Annotated in this window: 13 protein-coding genes; 9 read left to right on the top strand and 4 right to left on the bottom strand. The window is 66.0% G+C overall.

Annotation, left to right across the window (positions count from 1 at the left end):
• Nucleotides 1-72: 72 nt before the first annotated feature.
• Nucleotides 73-1,284 carry an amidohydrolase family protein gene (locus WEB06_21645; GenBank protein MEX2558223.1) on the bottom strand — a complete coding sequence of 404 codons (1,212 nt, stop codon included), beginning with the start codon at nucleotides 1,282-1,284 and terminating at the stop codon, nucleotides 73-75.
• 115 nt (nucleotides 1,285-1,399) lie between these two features.
• A complete protein-coding gene (locus tag WEB06_21640; protein ID MEX2558222.1) occupies nucleotides 1,400-2,134 on the bottom strand; it encodes an enoyl-CoA hydratase/isomerase family protein in 735 nt (244 codons plus the stop codon).
• 94 nt (nucleotides 2,135-2,228) lie between these two features.
• Between WEB06_21640 and WEB06_21635 the strand changes: the two genes are divergently transcribed.
• The 5 genes from WEB06_21635 (at nucleotide 2,229) to WEB06_21615 (ending at nucleotide 7,286) form a co-directional block, all read left to right on the top strand.
• Entirely contained in the window at nucleotides 2,229-3,116 is an 888-nt protein-coding gene (locus WEB06_21635; protein ID MEX2558221.1) for a cyclase family protein, read from the top strand.
• A gap of 15 nt (nucleotides 3,117-3,131) precedes the next feature.
• Nucleotides 3,132-3,884: an enoyl-CoA hydratase/isomerase family protein gene (locus tag WEB06_21630; protein ID MEX2558220.1), complete on the top strand. Its 753-nt coding sequence runs from the start codon at nucleotides 3,132-3,134 to the stop codon at nucleotides 3,882-3,884.
• A gap of 410 nt (nucleotides 3,885-4,294) precedes the next feature.
• Nucleotides 4,295-4,990 (top strand): acyl-CoA dehydrogenase family protein, encoded by a 696-nt coding sequence (locus WEB06_21625; protein ID MEX2558219.1) that lies wholly within the window; start codon nucleotides 4,295-4,297, stop codon nucleotides 4,988-4,990.
• A gap of 6 nt (nucleotides 4,991-4,996) precedes the next feature.
• Nucleotides 4,997-6,136 carry an acyl-CoA dehydrogenase family protein gene (locus WEB06_21620; GenBank protein MEX2558218.1) on the top strand — a complete coding sequence of 380 codons (1,140 nt, stop codon included), beginning with the start codon at nucleotides 4,997-4,999 and terminating at the stop codon, nucleotides 6,134-6,136.
• 49 nt (nucleotides 6,137-6,185) lie between these two features.
• Entirely contained in the window at nucleotides 6,186-7,286 is a 1,101-nt protein-coding gene (locus WEB06_21615; GenBank protein ID MEX2558217.1) for an acyl-CoA dehydrogenase family protein, read from the top strand.
• Here the strand turns inward: WEB06_21615 and WEB06_21610 are convergent.
• Both WEB06_21610 and WEB06_21605 read right to left on the bottom strand, forming a co-directional pair.
• Nucleotides 7,272-8,237 carry a D-2-hydroxyacid dehydrogenase gene (locus WEB06_21610; GenBank protein ID MEX2558216.1) on the bottom strand — a complete coding sequence of 322 codons (966 nt, stop codon included), beginning with the start codon at nucleotides 8,235-8,237 and terminating at the stop codon, nucleotides 7,272-7,274. The genes WEB06_21615 and WEB06_21610 overlap by 15 nt on opposite strands.
• Nucleotides 8,238-8,249: 12 nt before the next feature.
• The gene (locus WEB06_21605; GenBank protein MEX2558215.1) at nucleotides 8,250-9,794 is read right to left on the bottom strand and encodes an AMP-binding protein; all 1,545 of its coding nucleotides are present in this window, start codon (nucleotides 9,792-9,794) and stop codon (nucleotides 8,250-8,252) included.
• 112 nt (nucleotides 9,795-9,906) lie between these two features.
• Here WEB06_21605 and WEB06_21600 point away from each other — a divergent pair, with 112 nt between their 5' ends.
• From WEB06_21600 to WEB06_21585, 4 genes are all read left to right on the top strand, one after another.
• Complete coding sequence (locus WEB06_21600; protein ID MEX2558214.1) at nucleotides 9,907-11,082, top strand: CaiB/BaiF CoA-transferase family protein; 1,176 nt, start codon at nucleotides 9,907-9,909, stop codon at nucleotides 11,080-11,082.
• A gap of 102 nt (nucleotides 11,083-11,184) precedes the next feature.
• A complete protein-coding gene (locus tag WEB06_21595; GenBank protein MEX2558213.1) occupies nucleotides 11,185-11,949 on the top strand; it encodes a glucose 1-dehydrogenase in 765 nt (254 codons plus the stop codon).
• Between the two features lie 5 nt (nucleotides 11,950-11,954).
• Nucleotides 11,955-13,151, top strand: coding sequence for an acyl-CoA dehydrogenase family protein (locus WEB06_21590; protein ID MEX2558212.1), 1,197 nt, complete (start codon nucleotides 11,955-11,957; stop codon nucleotides 13,149-13,151).
• Nucleotides 13,152-13,431: 280 nt separating this feature from the next.
• Nucleotides 13,432-15,576 (top strand): ATP-binding cassette domain-containing protein (locus WEB06_21585; GenBank protein MEX2558211.1); only part of this gene is annotated, 2,145 nt, incomplete at its 3' end.

The raw sequence follows: 15,576 nt of genomic DNA, 5'->3' as shown, positions 1-15,576 counted from the left end.
GCACTACGCGGCTGGGCCGGAGCCCAAGGACACATTAGCTGTGGCCCGGCCGCCCCGAGCCATATTCGACCTCTACCGAGCTCGGGGGCCGTTTACTGCGGTTACGCGTCCGGCCACTTGGTCGACCGTGAGTCCGAACAGCCGAAGCGCGTTCTCACACAGGATCATCCGCTGCTCCTGCGCTGGTACGCCCTGCATTTGCGCGTCGATGCTCGCGCGAGAGCTCGGCCAATCCGCGCCGCTGTGCGGGTAGTCGGACGACCACATCATTGTGTGGGGGCCCACGAGATCGCGGTTACGGATAGCGTAGCGGTCCAACTGAAACGTGGCGAAGCACTGCCGGTACCAATAGTCGGAGGGCAGCATCGGAAGCCGGCAGTTCGTCCAGAATCGGTGTCGGTTGTAGTTGTCGTCTGTTTGCTCGAGGAAGAAGGGCACCCAACCCGCCCCGACCTCGGCCGCGGCGACCCGCAGGCGCGGGTGACGTTCCAGGATGCCACCGAGGATGAAGTGGCTCATGATCGGGATCATGCTGATGGCCTGGCGTTCCTGGTTGAGAAAAGGCAGCGTAATCTTGTTTGTCGCGTCCTTCGTCTTCTCATCGTGCTGCGCTTCGGCGGCGTCGCCAGCAGTCTCGACCTCTCCGCCCTCCCGAAACCCGACATGGACGATGATGGCCAGGTCGAGTTCCTCGGCCAGCGACCAGAAGCGATCTTCCTCGTCATGCATGGGATCGTCGCCGCCGCTCGGCCAATTCGTGAGCATGACCCCCCGGATGCAGGGAAGATCGCGAACGCGCTTGGCCTCAGCCATCGCGTCGTCCACACCGGTCACGGGCAGGATGGCCAGTCCGATTAGACGGTCGGGTGCCGCCGAGGCGAACTCAGAGATCCAGTCGTTGTACGCTCGCACGCAGGCAATCTGAAGCTCCCGGTCCGAGTGCGAGAAAATAGACGCGCCGGCAAGGACGTAGGTCGGAAACAGGACGTGGATATCCACCATGTCGATCGCGATGTCGTCGAGGCGTGCGATCGGATCCCATGCGCCGGAGCGGAGCCCCTCGTAGCCTGTCGACTTCAGCGTCCACTGGACGGGGGATGTTCCGACCGCGTTGGCGAGGGGCGTGATCGACTGGGTCCGGGTCTCGAACACCCACAGCTTGCCGCCGCGAGGATTGTCGGCGAAGCGAGGAGCGCGCTCTCGGAATTTGGCCGGAACTCGTTTCTCCCAGAGATCCGGCGGCTCATTGATGTGCGTGTCAGCATCGATGATCGGAAAGTCCATCGCCTCTCACCCCTTTTTGCGGCAAGTCGACCGAAACTCATTTTCGCGCAAGCAGTATACTCATTTATCATCGCCTCCAGGAGGAGCGCAAGTCGTTCCGCCGGGGGCGGCTTTTCTAGGTGGGTTGGTGCTGCAGCGCTCGGGCGGCGGCGTCATGGAAGTGCGGATCTTCCAGGAAGCCGATCTGGTATTCGAGCGCCGCCGCAAGATGAGCGGCGAGATCCCCCTCGCGGATCAGGCGCTTGGATGCTACGAGGCGATCTCGCGGCTGCTGAGCCAAGACGCGAGCGGCCTGCCGGGCGGCCTCATCGGGATCCGGGGCAAGTTGGCCCAGGCCCCACGAAACGATCTCGTCGGTCATGATTTCGCGCCCACCCGCGCAGAGCAGCTTCCACGCCGCTTGAACTCCTCCGCGGCCACACGCGTAGTAAAGGCCACCCGTAGCAGGAATGAGATTCAGGGACGACCACCCTTGCCGTACGGTGATCCCCGGGCGGAAGAAGCTCACGTCGCAGGCTAGAGCCAGGTCTAATCCGAGCCCGATTGCGGGTCCCGCCACAGCGGCGATTACGGGAACGGGCAGGAGCACCAGCGTCCGAAACAAACCTTGGAAAGCTCCGTAGAGACCCCGGCGGAGAGCGTCGTCACCTTCGCCGACGAGGGCAATCACCGCTCGGAGGTTCCCGCCAGCGCAGAAGACAGGCCCGTCGGCGCGAAGGACCACGCAACGGCAATCCTCGGACTCGGCGACGGCCAATCGGGCCGTAAGCTCACTGGCCTCCGCCGGTCCGAGCGCGTTACGAACCGCGGGCCAATCGATTACGACCTCGAGAATGCCATCTTTGACCATCGACGCTTCCTACTCGGAGACTCACTTTCACCAACATACGGAGGCTGCGATCAAGTTGACAAAGGCTACAGTACCAATATAGTACACTCTTTGCATGTCGCGTGGAGGGAGATCGGTGACCGAGCCGAACGGCCGATCGAACTGGGGCCGCTGGGGCCCGGACGACCAGCGGGGGGCGCTGAACCTCCTGACGGGAGAACGAGTTCTGCAGGCCTTGGCGCGGCCTCGCTCCGGCGAAGTATTCGCGCTGGGAACGGAGATCAGCAGACGCGGCCCTATTTCCGGCGCCCACCGAAACCCGACGTGGCAGATGACGATGCAAATTCAGCATCCAGACGACCCCGGTCGTGGTCGAGCCGAGGACATCCTGGTGATGCACACCCACGCGCACACGCACCTCGACGGGCTTGCGCACGTGTGGGTTGATGGTCTCCTCTACAACGGCGTGCGATCGCAGGCGGTAAGCCGTGGAGGCACGAAGCACGCAAGCGTCGAACACTATGGCGCGATCATTGGTACGGCTGCGATTCTTGACGTGTCTCGACGCCGCACCCTCGAAGAAGGCGACGTGATCACAGCCGACGATCTGGAGCTTTCGGCCCGCGACGCGGGACTCGACGCGCAGGACGCAGATATCCTTCTTATCCGCACTCGCTGGATAGAGATGCACGGTACCGAACCGGCGAGGTACGCCAAGGGAGAGCCGGGACTCGGCCCCGACGGTGCCGATTGGATCGCGGCGAAGGATCCCGCGGTCGTGGGGATGGACAACTTCGGAATCGACCCCTTTCCTGCGACGGACAACGCCAACCCGCTCGCGTGTCACGAGCTATTCCTCCGGGATCTCGGCGTCCCCCTCATTGAGAACCTCGACCTTGCCGGCCCGGTAGCAATGGGCGCGTTCGAAGGGCTCTTCATTGCAACCCCACTCAGGATCAGGCGGGGACTCGGCAGCCCGCTCAATCCCGTCCTCGTCGTGTAACTGTTGAGGGGAGCCATGACGGTTCGCACGGAACTCCTGGACGGGATCCTAGTCATCACCCTCGACCGCCAGGAGCGGATGAACGCCTTACCCCCCTCCATGGCCGAGGAGATAGCCGCAGCCTGGCAACGGGCCCGCGACGACGGCGACGTGCGCGTCACCATATTCACCGGGGCGGGCGATCGCGCGTTTTGTAGCGGGATGGACCTCTCCACTGCCGACGAACTCGAAGGCATGACCGAGCCCCCGCCCCTCGGCCCTCTCGAGAACGACTTATGGAAGCCGGTCATCGTGGCCGTCAACGGCGTGTGCGCGGGCGCGGGGCTCCACTTCGTGGCCGAGGCCGACATCGCCATCGCGGCCTCGCACGCAACGTTCGTCGATCCACACGTCACCGTGGGGCAGGTGTCCGCATACGAGCCCATCCTGCTCAGCAGGCGCATTCCGTTCGGAGCGGTCGCGCGGCTTTCTTTGCTCGGGCGCGCCGAGCGGATCGACGCGGAGACCGCTCGCTCCCTCGGACTCGTGAGCGAGGTCATGGAAGGATCCGTGTTGATGGCCCGAGCCATGGAATTGGCCGAGGTGCTCAAGGCCAACTCGCCGGCGGCCATGATCGGCACGAAGAAGGCACTGTGGATGGGACTGGAGCACGGACTCTCGGGCGCACTCGTAGAAGGATGGAAGCTCCTCACCAATCACTGGGACCACCCCGACGCCTCCGAGGGACCTCGGGCGTTCGTCGAGAAACGTCCCCCACGATGGCAGTGACGACCCCGAGCCAGCGCTCGTCGGAAACCTTCGTTCCGACGCCACTTCAAGCCGACCTCGCCGCGGCGGCTCGCGAGTTCCTGTCGCGACACGCGGAGCCATCGACCAAGAATCCGGAACGGTCCGGCGACGTCGAACTCTGGCGTCGTGTCGGAATGGAGCTCGGGTGGGCCGGAATCACCATCGCGGAGCGCCACGGAGGACTCGGGCTGACATTCGCTGATTTGTGCGTGGTCGTAGAAGAAGCTGGCCGTGTGCTGCTGGGCGTCCCGCTTGCAGACAACGCAATCTGCGCAGCCGGGATCGCCACGTACGCCCCCCCCAGAGCGGCGGAGTCCGTGTTGCCTTCTATGGCTGCCGGAGAGCGATTCGGGACTGTAGCGTTCGATTCTCTCGTCAAGGCGACGCGGGTGGGTACATCCGTGCGCCTTTCTGGGGAAGCCCGGTTTGTGATCCACGGCAGGACGGCGGACCTCGCGCTCGTGCCGGCGCGAGGGGACGCGGGGCCGCTCCTCGTCCTCGTTCAGGGCTTGGCGCTCGGGGCGGCCGACCGCCGGAACATCCTGGCGACGGACCAAACCCGCCCCGTCGGGCTGATCCGCTTTGACGCCTCCGAGGTGCCGGCCGACGCTGTGCTGCAGGAGGGCGCCGCAGCGGAAGCCGCCGTCGCCAGACTTCGTGGAATGCGGGCGGTCGCCCTCGCCAATGAAAGCGTTGGAGGAGCCGATCGCGCGCTCGAGATGGCGACGGCGTACGCGCTACAGCGAGAGCAGTTTGGGCGGATCATCGGAAGCTTCCAGGCGATCAAGCACAAGCTCGCGAACATGCTCGTGCTCGTCGAGCACGCGCGAACAGCGGCTCGGTACGCGGCAGCATCCCCTGTGGATGAGGAACGCGACCTCCTCTTCCGCGCCGCCGTCGCGAAAGCCTACTGCGGTGACGCATGCGTCAGCGTCGCCGCCGACACGATCCAGGTCCACGGCGGCATCGGGTTCACCTGGGAGCACGCGGCTCACCTGTACTACAAGCGGGCCTGCCTCAATGCGGAGCTGGTGTGGTCAACGCTCTCCTGCCGCGAGTTCATCCGCCGTTCACTCTTCGGCTAACCGGCCATGGAGGCGGAACTCACACACGAGCAGGAGCGATTCCGCTCGGAGTTGCGAGCCTGGCTGAAGGAGAACGTTCCTCGGGACCCAGAACCCGCCGAGCCGCACGCGGCGTTCCAGCGGCGCCGATCATGGCACAGACGCCTGGCAAGCGCAGGCTACGTCGGCGTCGACTGGCCGGTCGAATATGGTGCACGATCACTCGGTCCCGTCGAGCGCGTGCTCCTCGACGATGAGCTGGGTCGCGCTGGCGCGCCCACGATCGCCGGACTGATCGGCGTCTATGACATCGCGCCGGCCATCATCGCGTTTGGCACCAGCGAGCAGCGGTCCCGGTTCGTCGCGCCGATCCGAGCTGGGGAGGAGATCTGGTGCCAGGGGATGAGTGAGCCGGGCGCTGGGAGCGACCTCGCTGCGCTGGGGACGCGAGCCTTTCGCAACGGCGACCATTTCGTCGTCGACGGACACAAGATCTGGTGCTCGAACGCCGACGAAGCCGATTGGTGCCAGCTCTTCGTGCGCACGAGCAGCGACGGCCCGAAGCACGCGGGGATTACGTGCATCCTCGTCAACATGCGCACGCCGGGGATCGAGGTGCGTCCGATCAAAGTCATCACCGGCTCGGCGGATTTCTGCGAAGTCTTCCTCGACGGCGTCCGCGTCCCCGGCGCGAACGTGCTCGGCGAAGTCGGAGGCGGATGGTCCGTGGCCATCCACACCCTGATGAACGAGCGGCTCGGCGCCCTCACGCTCCAGACCGGCATCCGGCGGATGCTCGAGGAGGCGATCGACCTCGCGAGGACCAACGGCCGTAGCTTCGACCCGGTGCTGCGCCAGGCCCTCGGGGACGCATACGCGTCCGCCACCGTCTTGCAGGCGCTCGGGCTGCGGGTCCTGCGCGGCCTGTCGGGCGGCTCGCCCGGCCCCGAGGGCTCGGTTCTAAAGGTCTTCGGGGCCGACCTTACGCAGCGCATCGCGGAACTCGGTCTCGACATCGCAGAAACCGGTCCCCGCCCGGTCGAACACGCCGCCGTCCGCTGGCAGCACCGGTTCCTCGAGAGTCGCGCTATCACGATCGCAGGCGGAACATCTGAAGTGTTGCGCAACGTGATCGGAGAGCGCATCCTCGGACTTCCGAAAGGCTGATCGCGTGCCGCTCGGAACGAGCGACGACGGAGCGATTCTCGGAAAGGCCATGCGAGCGTTCGTAGAGGCCGAGTGTCCAATCGGCGGGATTCGCGAACTCGCGCAAACCCCAAACGGATTCGATCCGACACTTTGGCGCCGAGGGGGCGACCTTGGTCTGCTCTCGGTATCAATCCCACAGCAGGACGGCGGGCTCGGCCAGGGAATCGCTGCGACATGCGCCGTCGCCGAAGAGGTGGGGCGTGGCCTCTTGCCCGGCCCATTCGCATCGACCATCGTCGCCGCGCACGTCCTCGCCGCGGCGGGCTCGCGCGAACAACGCCGCGAGGTGCTCCCGGCCATCCTCGCCGGCGACCAGATCGTTACCGTCGCGCTGTGTGACGACACCGGCCCTTACAAGCCCATCAGCGCGGTGGCCGAGAACGCCGGCGGCTCCTACGTCCTCAATGGGTCCACGTGCCCTGCCGAGCACGCCGACGTCGCGGACTGGTTACTGGTTGTCGCCCGGGTCGACGAGCGGCGGCTCGTTCAGTTCCTGGTTCCCCGCAACGCCGGAATCACCATTACCCCGCACCCGACGTTGGACCTCACCAGGCGATTGTTCGTCGTCTCCTTCGATGGTGTGGCCGTGCAGGCCGACGCGCTCGTCGGTGACATCGGTGTCGCTACCATCGAAAGGGCAATCGATATCGCTTCGGTGCTCGTGGCCGCCGGGAGCGTCGGTGGGGCGACCCGCGTCCTCGAGATGTCGACGACCCACGCGCGTGAGCGCGTGCAGTTCGGCCGGGCGATCGGGAGCTTCCAGGCCGTCAAGCACAAGTGCGCGAACATGCTGATCGCGCTGGAGGGGTGTCGGGCGGCCACATCGCACGCGGCCACAGCGCTCGACAACGGCGCATCGGGCGCGTCCCTCGCAGCCAGTAGCGCAAAGTCATTCGTCGGGGACGCTTATCCGCGGATCGCGGGGGACGCCCTCCAGATCCACGGCGGCATGGGCTTTACATGGGAGCTCGACGTCCACCTATACCTGCGCCGGGCGAAGGCCGACCATGCAATCTTCGGCACACCCCGCTGGCATCGCGAGCGGCTGTGCAGGCTCCTCGGACTTGCCACGACCCGGGGACCGAGGAGCGGCTCAGCACCCCGGTGAGTCCAGGTCGTTGGGCAGTGGGTACCCCGATGCCTTGTCTACCACGTTCCGAAGCGGACGGCCGTCAACGAATCGTTGGACGTTGTCGATGACGAGATCTACGAGTCCCTCGAACAGTGAGGTAGTAAACGCGGAGCAGTGGGGCGAGACGACCGCGCCGTCGACGTCCCACCAAGGGCTCGTAGTCGAAAGCGGCTCCTCCGCGAACACGTCGAGCGCAGCCCGGATCCGGCCCGAGGCGAGCTCATCGACGAGCGCCGCCTCGTCGATCAACTCGCCTCGTCCGACGTTTACGACGAGACTTTGGTCCCTTAAAGCCGCTAGCTCCCGCGCACCGATCAGTCCGCGGGTTTGGTCGGTCAGGGGTGCGGCGAGCACGAGGTATTCGGTGCGAGAAAGCACGCTCGTGAGCGATTCCGGCCCGATCACCTCGTCGCACGGCCCGGGACCGGCCTCTGGCCGACGTCGTACGCCGACAAGATGCATGCCGAACGCTCGCCCGAGCTCCGCAACCGCCCGGCCGATCGGGCCGAGGCCCACGATGGTGAGCGTCGCACCGGCGAGCTCGCCGAGCCATACTTGGTTCCACGTCCGAGAGGCCTGCATCTCGTCGAGGAGACGCAGCTTCTTGGCGCTCTCGAGGATCCGCGCGAACACGAATTCGGCAATGGGTCTCGCCGCGGTCCCGCCACCGGTGGTGAGGATGATGGGGCTTGCCGCAAGCTCAGCTGTCAGGACGTGCTCGACGCCGGCCGGCAGCGCCTGAATCCAGCGGACCCCCGCTTCGCAGGCGCGGTCGAACTCGTCCTTCGTCAGCTTCATCCCTACGAGGAGTGCCCCACTCGGGCCTGCGCCGAGGGAGGCGAGCCGCACGGGAAGATTCTGCCGCATAAGACGCTCCGCGATTGCGTCCCGGATCCGGTCGGTGAGCTCAGTGTGAAGGAGCAACATCGGTTGACCCCGTCAGCTCCGGGGCGGGGCGTCCGCGCCCGGGTACCCGCCGCCGCCGTATGCGGCGTCGACGCCGACCCGGTCGACGCCCCCGTCAGGCGTTCGCGGGAGTGAGGTCACGAACTCCACGATCCTCGGCTTTTTGTAGGAGGCGATTCGCGTCCGGCAGTGATCGATGATCTCGTCCGCCGTCGCCGAGTGCCCATCCCGCAGGGCGATCAGCGCCTTCACGCTCTGCGTCCACTTCGGATCGGGAACGCCGATGATGCAGACCTCTCTCACGGCAGGATGCAGAAGGATGCAGGCCTCGACCTCGGCCGGATAGATGTTCTCGGCCGCCGACTTGATCATCGTCGTCTTCGGCCCGATGAAGGTGATCGACCCGTCGGCTTCGCGACGCCCAAGGTCGTTGGTGTGATGCCAGCCGTCGAGCTGGCGCTGCGCATTGAGCTCGGGGCGGTTGTGGTAGCCGAGCATAACGGTCGGACCGCGGCACACGAGCTCGCCGACCTGGCCGTCGGGGACCTCCTGGCCGTCGTCGCCGACGATTCGCATAAGCCCCATCGGCGAGGTCCGGCCGTGACGACCGAGCAGGATCCCGCCGAGGGCGCTGGTCGTGACCAGGGCCGCGACCTCCGTCTGCCCGTAGAGCCCGGGTCTGGTCGCCCACGGGCTGGTGTCCATCGTGACCATCGCGTTCCACTCCGCAGAGCCGGGGAGGCTCCGGAAGCTGGTGAGATCGTACGTCCCCTCGCGATTCGCCTCGACCATCTGGCTACGACTCGGTTCCATGATGAATCCGGCAGTGCACCGCTCTTTGTCGATCAGCCTGCAGAGCTCCGGCGCGTCCACGCGACGTGCGACGACGATCGTGCCGCCAAGGTGGAACGTCGCCGTGGCGTGGACAAATGTCCAGATGTGGAAGAGGGGGCCCGAGGCGAGGTAGACGGTTTCGCTCGAAAGGTCCTCGATCAGCGCCAGGATCAGGTCCTGAACCAGAATCGCGGTATGGCTAAGGAGGGCGCCGTTCGGCCGGCCGTCGAACGCTGCGGTGTACATCTGCAAGAGGGGAAGCCCTGAATCGACGCGGGCGGGCGGATCGCCCGCCTCCACAGAGAGGAACTCCTCGTAGCTGCCCGGCCCGGTGCTGTCGTGCTGCAGCCAAACCGCACTCGAGCCTGCCAGCTCACGTGCCCGAAGAATCGTCGCACCGATCTCGTCCTCCTGCCAAATTACGACGGCTGGTTCGGCGTCGGCGATGACGAACGCGATCTCCTCGGAGCTCTGCCGCCAGTTGACGGGACAGAAGACGGCGCCGAGCTTCGCGGCGGCGAGGAGACACTCGAGGGCGCGATGGCAGTTTTGCCCGAGCCAGAGCACGCGGGCGCCTTCGCCGACGCCGCATCCCCGGAGGCCGTTCGCGAGGCGATTAACCCGCTCGTTCAGCGCCGCGAAAGTTAGCCGGACCTCGCCACAGACGAGCGCGTTTTCGGAGTGCCGCGTCCTCCCGTGCTCACGGAGCACATCCCCGAGCGTCAGGGAATGAATGACGTCCATTGCACCGGATCCTTCCTCTCCCGTCTACGAACAGCGCCACCAATAAGGAGAAGAAAGGTATCCTCTATTCTCCCGGACGACAAGGCCACCTAGCTGGTAGAGGAGTCGAGACATGGACCGCCAGCCGCTCGAGCATGTGCGCGTCGTGGACCTGACCCGCCTTCTCCCCGGGGCCTTCTGCACATTAATGCTGGCCGATCTCGGCGCGGACGTCCTGAAAATCGAAGAGGTTGGGCGAGGCGATTACATCCGCTCCTTCCCACCGATGAAGGGGGGGTTCAGCGCCGGCCATCTTGCCCTCAACCGCGGCAAGCGATCGATGACTCTCAACCTGAAGAACCCCGCCGGCGCTGAGATCCTTAGGCGGCTCGCGGCGTCGGCCGACGTAGTCGTCGAGTCGTTCCGTCCTGGCGTGATGGACCGGTTGGGCGCGGGATACGAGACGCTTCGCTCGATCAATCCTCGCTTGGTGTACTGCGCGATCACCGGGTTCGGGCAAGACGGCCCCTACCGACGGCGTGCCGGTCACGACATCAACTATCTCGGCCTCGCCGGCGTCCTCAGTATCACGGGGGGCCGGGATGGGCCCCCGATCATTCCGGGCGTTCAGATCGCAGACATCGGGGGTGGCGGGCTCATGGCTGCAGTGGGCATCCTCGCCGCGCTCGCGGTCCGGGATCGGACCGATCAAGGTCGCCTGGTCGACATCTCCATGTTCGATGGTGTGCTCAGTTGGGTCTCCGCCTACGCGGCGGAATACTTCATCAGCGGCGTTGTCCCCAAGCGCGGCGAAATGATGCTAAACGGCGGCCTGGCCTGCTACCGGCCGTACCGATGCTCGGACGGAAAATACGTCTCGCTCGGCGCACTCGAACCCCAGTTCTGGGCCGCGTTCTGCAATGCTATTGGGCTCCCAGAACTCATCGATCGTCACTTCGCGCCACTCGACGAGCAGGAGCGCATGGCCGCGCAGATCGAGGAGGTCATCCAGACGCGTCCCCGCGATGACTGGGTGCGGCAGCTATCGGATCTGGACACCTGCGTCGCCGCAGTCAACGACATTGCCGAGGTGCTTTCTGACCCTCATGTGGTTGCGCGCGCCAACGTGGGCGTACAGCCCACGCCCGAAGGGCCTATCCGTGCCGTCCGCGGTCCCATTCGGCTGGGCGAGTCTCCCCGCGAATTCCCATCGGCTCCCGAACTCGGTCAGCACACGCTTGAGGTGCTCGAGGACTTGGGTTATTCGGTAGAGGAGGTCGCCGGACTGCGATCGGCAGGGGCGGTCTGAGCAATTAGCCGCCTCGGTGCGAGTTTGAAATTGAGTATACTCGTTAGGTGTCGGGGCGGGAGTCGCGGAGCGCGGGCCCGGCCGATTCTGGGAGGGATGGGCATGGAAGTGGACCTCGCGGGCAAGGCCGCGATCGTCACCGGGGCCGGGCGTGGCATCGGGCGTGCTTACGCCGAGGCGCTCGCCGCGTCTGGGGCGGCGGTCGCTGTCGCTGACATCGACGCCGCTGGTGGCGAGGAGACGGTGAAGCTCATCGCCGAGGCCGGAGGCCGCGCGATCTTCCTGCAGATCGACGTCTCCCACGAAGAGAGCACACGAGTGATGGCCACTGCGACGGCCGACCATTTCGGGGGAGTTGACATCCTCGTGAACAACGCGGGGATCTGGGGCGGCCTCACCCCCGTCCCCATCGGAGAGCTACCACTAGATCGCTGGAACAAGATCATGTCCGTGAATCTCACCGGAATGTTCCTCTGCGCGAGAGCGGCCGCGCCGTTCATGATGGAGCGGGGTGGCGGCGCGATCGTGAACCAAAGCTCGATCGGCGCCTACACCGGCGGCCCCAAGATGGCGGACTACTGCACGTCCAAGGGGGCAGTGGGCGCGCTCACGAAGACGCTGGCGCGCGCCTATGGTCCCCAGGGGATCCGCGTTAACGCCGTGGCGCCCGGCTCAATCGCGACGGAGGCCACGATCGAAATCCTCTCCGATCAGGGAGTCGAGCGATTCGTCGACCAGCAGTGCATAAAGCGTGCGGGGCAGGCCGACGACCTCACCGGTCCCCTGCTCTTCCTCGTGAGCGATCAATCCAAGTTCGTTACCGGCCAGGTCCTCGTCGTCGACGGCGGGATCGTCATGCAGGGGTGATTCATTTGCCCGTCAACACGCCCGGCGCCGATGCCGATCCCGATGAGGACGCGCTCGTCGAGGAGTTCCAAACGTGGCTCGCGTCCAACACGCGTTCGGAGTGGCGCGACATCGAACGCCACCGGCCCTTCGATGAGCGCGCCCGCGCATCGCGCGACTGGGAAGCGGCTCTCGGCCGCGCCGGCTGGCTCGGGCTCACCATCCCGACGGAGTATGGCGGCCGTGGCATGTCCATGAAGGGCGCCGCCCTGATCGCGGCCAAACTAGCTGAAGCCGGAGCCCCCGAGCTCTTCAATACGGTCGGACTCGATACGGTGGCGCCGGCCCTCGTTCGCTACGGCACTGAGGAACAAAAGCGCAGGTTCCTCCCCGCCATCCTGGCCGGGCAGCTCTGGTGCCAAGGGTTTTCCGAGCCGGATTCCGGCAGCGACCTTGCGAGCCTCAAGACGCGCGCCGAGTGGCAGGAGGACCGCTTCATCGTCAACGGGCAGAAGGTATGGAGCTCGTTCGCCTCCGTCGCCGACTACTGCATCCTCCTGGCCCGAACGGATCCTGAGGCTCCCAAACACCGAGGGATCAGCTGCTTCTTGATGCCGATGAGCGCTCCCGGGCTCGACGTCGTGCCCATCCGTCAGATCACAGGCGACGCCGAGTTCTTCGAGCTCTTCTTGAAGGACTGTGAACTCACCCCGGAGGATCTCCTCGGACCGCCGGGCGCCGGATGGCGGATCACGATGGACGTGCTCTCCCACGAGCGGAACTCCATGTTCACGCTGCTCGGTACCGTGCATCGTGATCTCGAGGGGCTGCTCGACCTGATCCGCAGCCTGCCGGCCGACGCCATCGGCCGCGCAGAGCTAGAGTCTCGCGCAGTTGACGCGTTCGTCCGTGAGACGATCGTTCAGTGGAGCAACCAACGCGCGACTGAATGCATGGCCGCCGGGCAACCCGATGTCAGACTCGATTCGACGATGAAGCTCACGTGGAGCGAGCTGCACCAGGAGATGGCTAAGATCGCAATCGCCGCCGTCGGCCCGTTCGGTCTCGTCGAGGCGCACGACCCCTCGGCGCTCGACGAGGGTCGTTGGCTCTTCACGTATCTCCACTCGCGCGCCGAAACAATTTACGCCGGCACGTCCGAGATCCACCGCAACATCATCGCCGAACGCGTTCTAGGTCTCCCGAGAGACCAGCGCGCCTAACTCCTCATCGTTGGCGGAGCCGGCTCTCTCGGGCCGGGAACGACCGCCGACCGCCCGCCGTCCTGCGACCTTTTCTATCGATCCAGGCGGTGATCCGAGGAGCGCCGGGGAGGACACTGAAACCTAATATAGTGTACTCTTCCCTGCGGCCCCGCCTCGCTCCGGGCGACCGGACTGCGGGTCGATGGACGAGGCGGCGCCGGACATAGCCCCAAGCCTCTGATGAAACCGGGGAATGATGGGTCTCATTTTCGCGGGCTTTGAGGTCACTTCTCCCGTGGTGCTCCTCGGAGCTGTCACCGGAATGACCTACGGCATCCTCGCCGTCGGCCTCGTCCTCATCTACCGGTCCAGCCGCATCGTCAACTTCGCTCACGGCGAGATCGGCGCCTTCGGGGCCGCGCTCTTGGGACTCGCCGTGACGCGGTGGCGCGTCCCCTACTGGATTGCCTTCCTGCTTGCCCTCACCGGCGCGGCCGCGGTCGGGGCACTGGGCGAGGTGGCGATCGTTCGGCGACTCCGCCGAGCGCCGTCGCTCATGAGCATCGTTGCGACACTGGGCTTTGCCCAGTTCCTCATCTTCTTCTCATCGGCGTTCAACGCTCAGGCCACCGCCGGACAGGCGTATCCACAGCCCTCGTGGTTACCCGAGTTCGATGTGGGGCCGCTTCGCGTGACCCCCTCGTACTCTGGGATGCTCTTCGTGACCCCGCTCCTCGTCCTCGCGCTCGCTCTGTTCCTCAAACGCAGCCGGACCGGGTTGGCCATACGGGCGTCAGCGAACAACCAGGACGCAGCCCGGCTATCTGCCGTGTTTGCGAGCCGGATGTCGACTCTAACCTGGTCGATTGCGGGGGCTGTGTCTGCGTTCACCGCGATCATGGTTCTGCCGACCCGTGGCTTCACGAGCCAGCAATTCCTGGGTCCTGGGCTCCTCCTCCGAGCCCTCGCCGCCGCCGTCATCGCGCGGATGGTTAGCCTTCCGGCAGCCCTCGCCGCCGGCATCGGCATTGGTATCCTCGAGCAGCTCCTCCTCTGGAACTCCCCGAGCGGCGGATTGGTCGAGGCGATGCTGTTCGTCGTAATCCTGGTCGCTTTGCTCCTTCAGCGGCGGTCGGGCGTCCGCGAAGAGGAGCGCGGCGGCTGGACGGCAGTTCAGCCGTGGCTCCCGCTTCCGGACCGGCTCCGCGAGATCCGGTCGATCCGAAATCTCGGCAGGATGGTCGCCGGCGGGGGATTCGCGGTCGCACTCGTCATGACGCTGTTCATCACCAACGCCACAGCCATCATCCTCGTGGCGATCGCGGCCTTCGGAATGGTCGGTCTGTCGCTGGGTATCGTGACCGGCCTCGGAGGGCAGCTCTCGCTCGGCCAGTTCGCCCTCGCCGGCGTGGGAGCCACCGCCTCGTTCGCCGTGGCGACGAGGACGGGAAACTTCTTCTTAGCCTTCGCCTGCGCCGGCCTGGTCGCGGGGGCGGTCTCCCTCGTGATCGGCGTACCGTCCCTCCGCATCCGGGGGCTAATGCTGGCCGTCACGACGCTCGGGTTCGCGCTCGCAGCCGAGTCCTGGCTTTTCCGGCAGGGCTGGACCCTCGGCGACGGAGCAGACCCCGGACGACCGATCATCGGCTCGATCGCCATCGACACCGGCAAGAAGTACTACCTGTTCTCGCTCGCGGTGCTGGCAGGTGGCCTGTGGATCTCCCGGAACGTCTGGCGAGGCGGGATCGGATTGCGCCTGCGCGCGCTTCGCGACAACGAGGACGGCGCGCGGGCGTTCACGATCCCGGTGACCCGTGTGAAACTCCAGGCGTTCGTCCTCGGCGGGTTCCTGGCCGGCATAGCCGGAGCCACGTACGGTCATGCGCTCTCGTTCCTTTCGGGGCTCGCGTTCCCGATCTCCGCCAGCATCGACGTCGCCGCCATGACCGTGCTCGGTGGGATCGGGATCCTTACCGGGCCAATCATCGGAGCGCTGTACATCATCGGCGTGCCTCGATTTATCGACCTGGACAGCGCGGGCCTCGCGGCCACCGCGCTCGGCTGGCTGATCCTCATCATGTACTTCCCGGGCGGCATCGCGCAGCTGCTTGCCGCGGTGCGAGGACGGATCATCGGCTTCCTGGCTCGACGCGTAGGCGCCGACCCCGAGGCGCCGGGCTCGGAGGAGTTTCCGACGGCGGCTCCCGACCTCCCGGTCGGCGCCCGGCTCATTCCCCCGGCGGAACGCAACGACGGCGAGGTACTCCTCGAGGTTCGCGACCTGACGAAGCACTACGGAGGCGTGCGCGCCGTGGACGGCGTCGACCTAACCGTCCGCCCCGGGGAGACACTGGGCATCATCGGGCCCAACGGCGCGGGAAAGACCACCCTCTTCGAGCTCATCGGAGGGTTCGTCCGCCCTGACTCCGGCCGCGTGCTCTTC

It is taken from the genome of Actinomycetota bacterium (assembly GCA_040905475.1).
Lineage (GTDB): Bacteria > Actinomycetota > AC-67 > AC-67 > AC-67 > DATFGK01.
Note: the sequence above shows the minus strand (reverse complement) of the source record. Positions and strands in the feature narration are given on the sequence as shown.

What these genes read in the sequence shown, in the direction of transcription:
- WEB06_21645 (MEX2558223.1), bottom strand. Translation starts at nt 1,284, where the DNA reads ATGGACTTTCCGATCATCGATGCTGACACGCACATCAATGAGCCGCCG.
- WEB06_21640 (MEX2558222.1), bottom strand. Translation starts at nt 2,134, where the DNA reads ATGGTCAAAGATGGCATTCTCGAGGTCGTAATCGATTGGCCCGCGGTT.
- WEB06_21635 (MEX2558221.1), top strand. Translation starts at nt 2,229, where the DNA reads ATGTCGCGTGGAGGGAGATCGGTGACCGAGCCGAACGGCCGATCGAAC.
- WEB06_21630 (MEX2558220.1), top strand. Translation starts at nt 3,132, where the DNA reads ATGACGGTTCGCACGGAACTCCTGGACGGGATCCTAGTCATCACCCTC.
- WEB06_21620 (MEX2558218.1), top strand. Translation starts at nt 4,997, where the DNA reads ATGGAGGCGGAACTCACACACGAGCAGGAGCGATTCCGCTCGGAGTTG.
- WEB06_21615 (MEX2558217.1), top strand. Translation starts at nt 6,186, where the DNA reads ATGCGAGCGTTCGTAGAGGCCGAGTGTCCAATCGGCGGGATTCGCGAA.
- WEB06_21610 (MEX2558216.1), bottom strand. Translation starts at nt 8,237, where the DNA reads ATGTTGCTCCTTCACACTGAGCTCACCGACCGGATCCGGGACGCAATC.
- WEB06_21605 (MEX2558215.1), bottom strand. Translation starts at nt 9,794, where the DNA reads ATGGACGTCATTCATTCCCTGACGCTCGGGGATGTGCTCCGTGAGCAC.
- WEB06_21600 (MEX2558214.1), top strand. Translation starts at nt 9,907, where the DNA reads ATGGACCGCCAGCCGCTCGAGCATGTGCGCGTCGTGGACCTGACCCGC.
- WEB06_21595 (MEX2558213.1), top strand. Translation starts at nt 11,185, where the DNA reads ATGGAAGTGGACCTCGCGGGCAAGGCCGCGATCGTCACCGGGGCCGGG.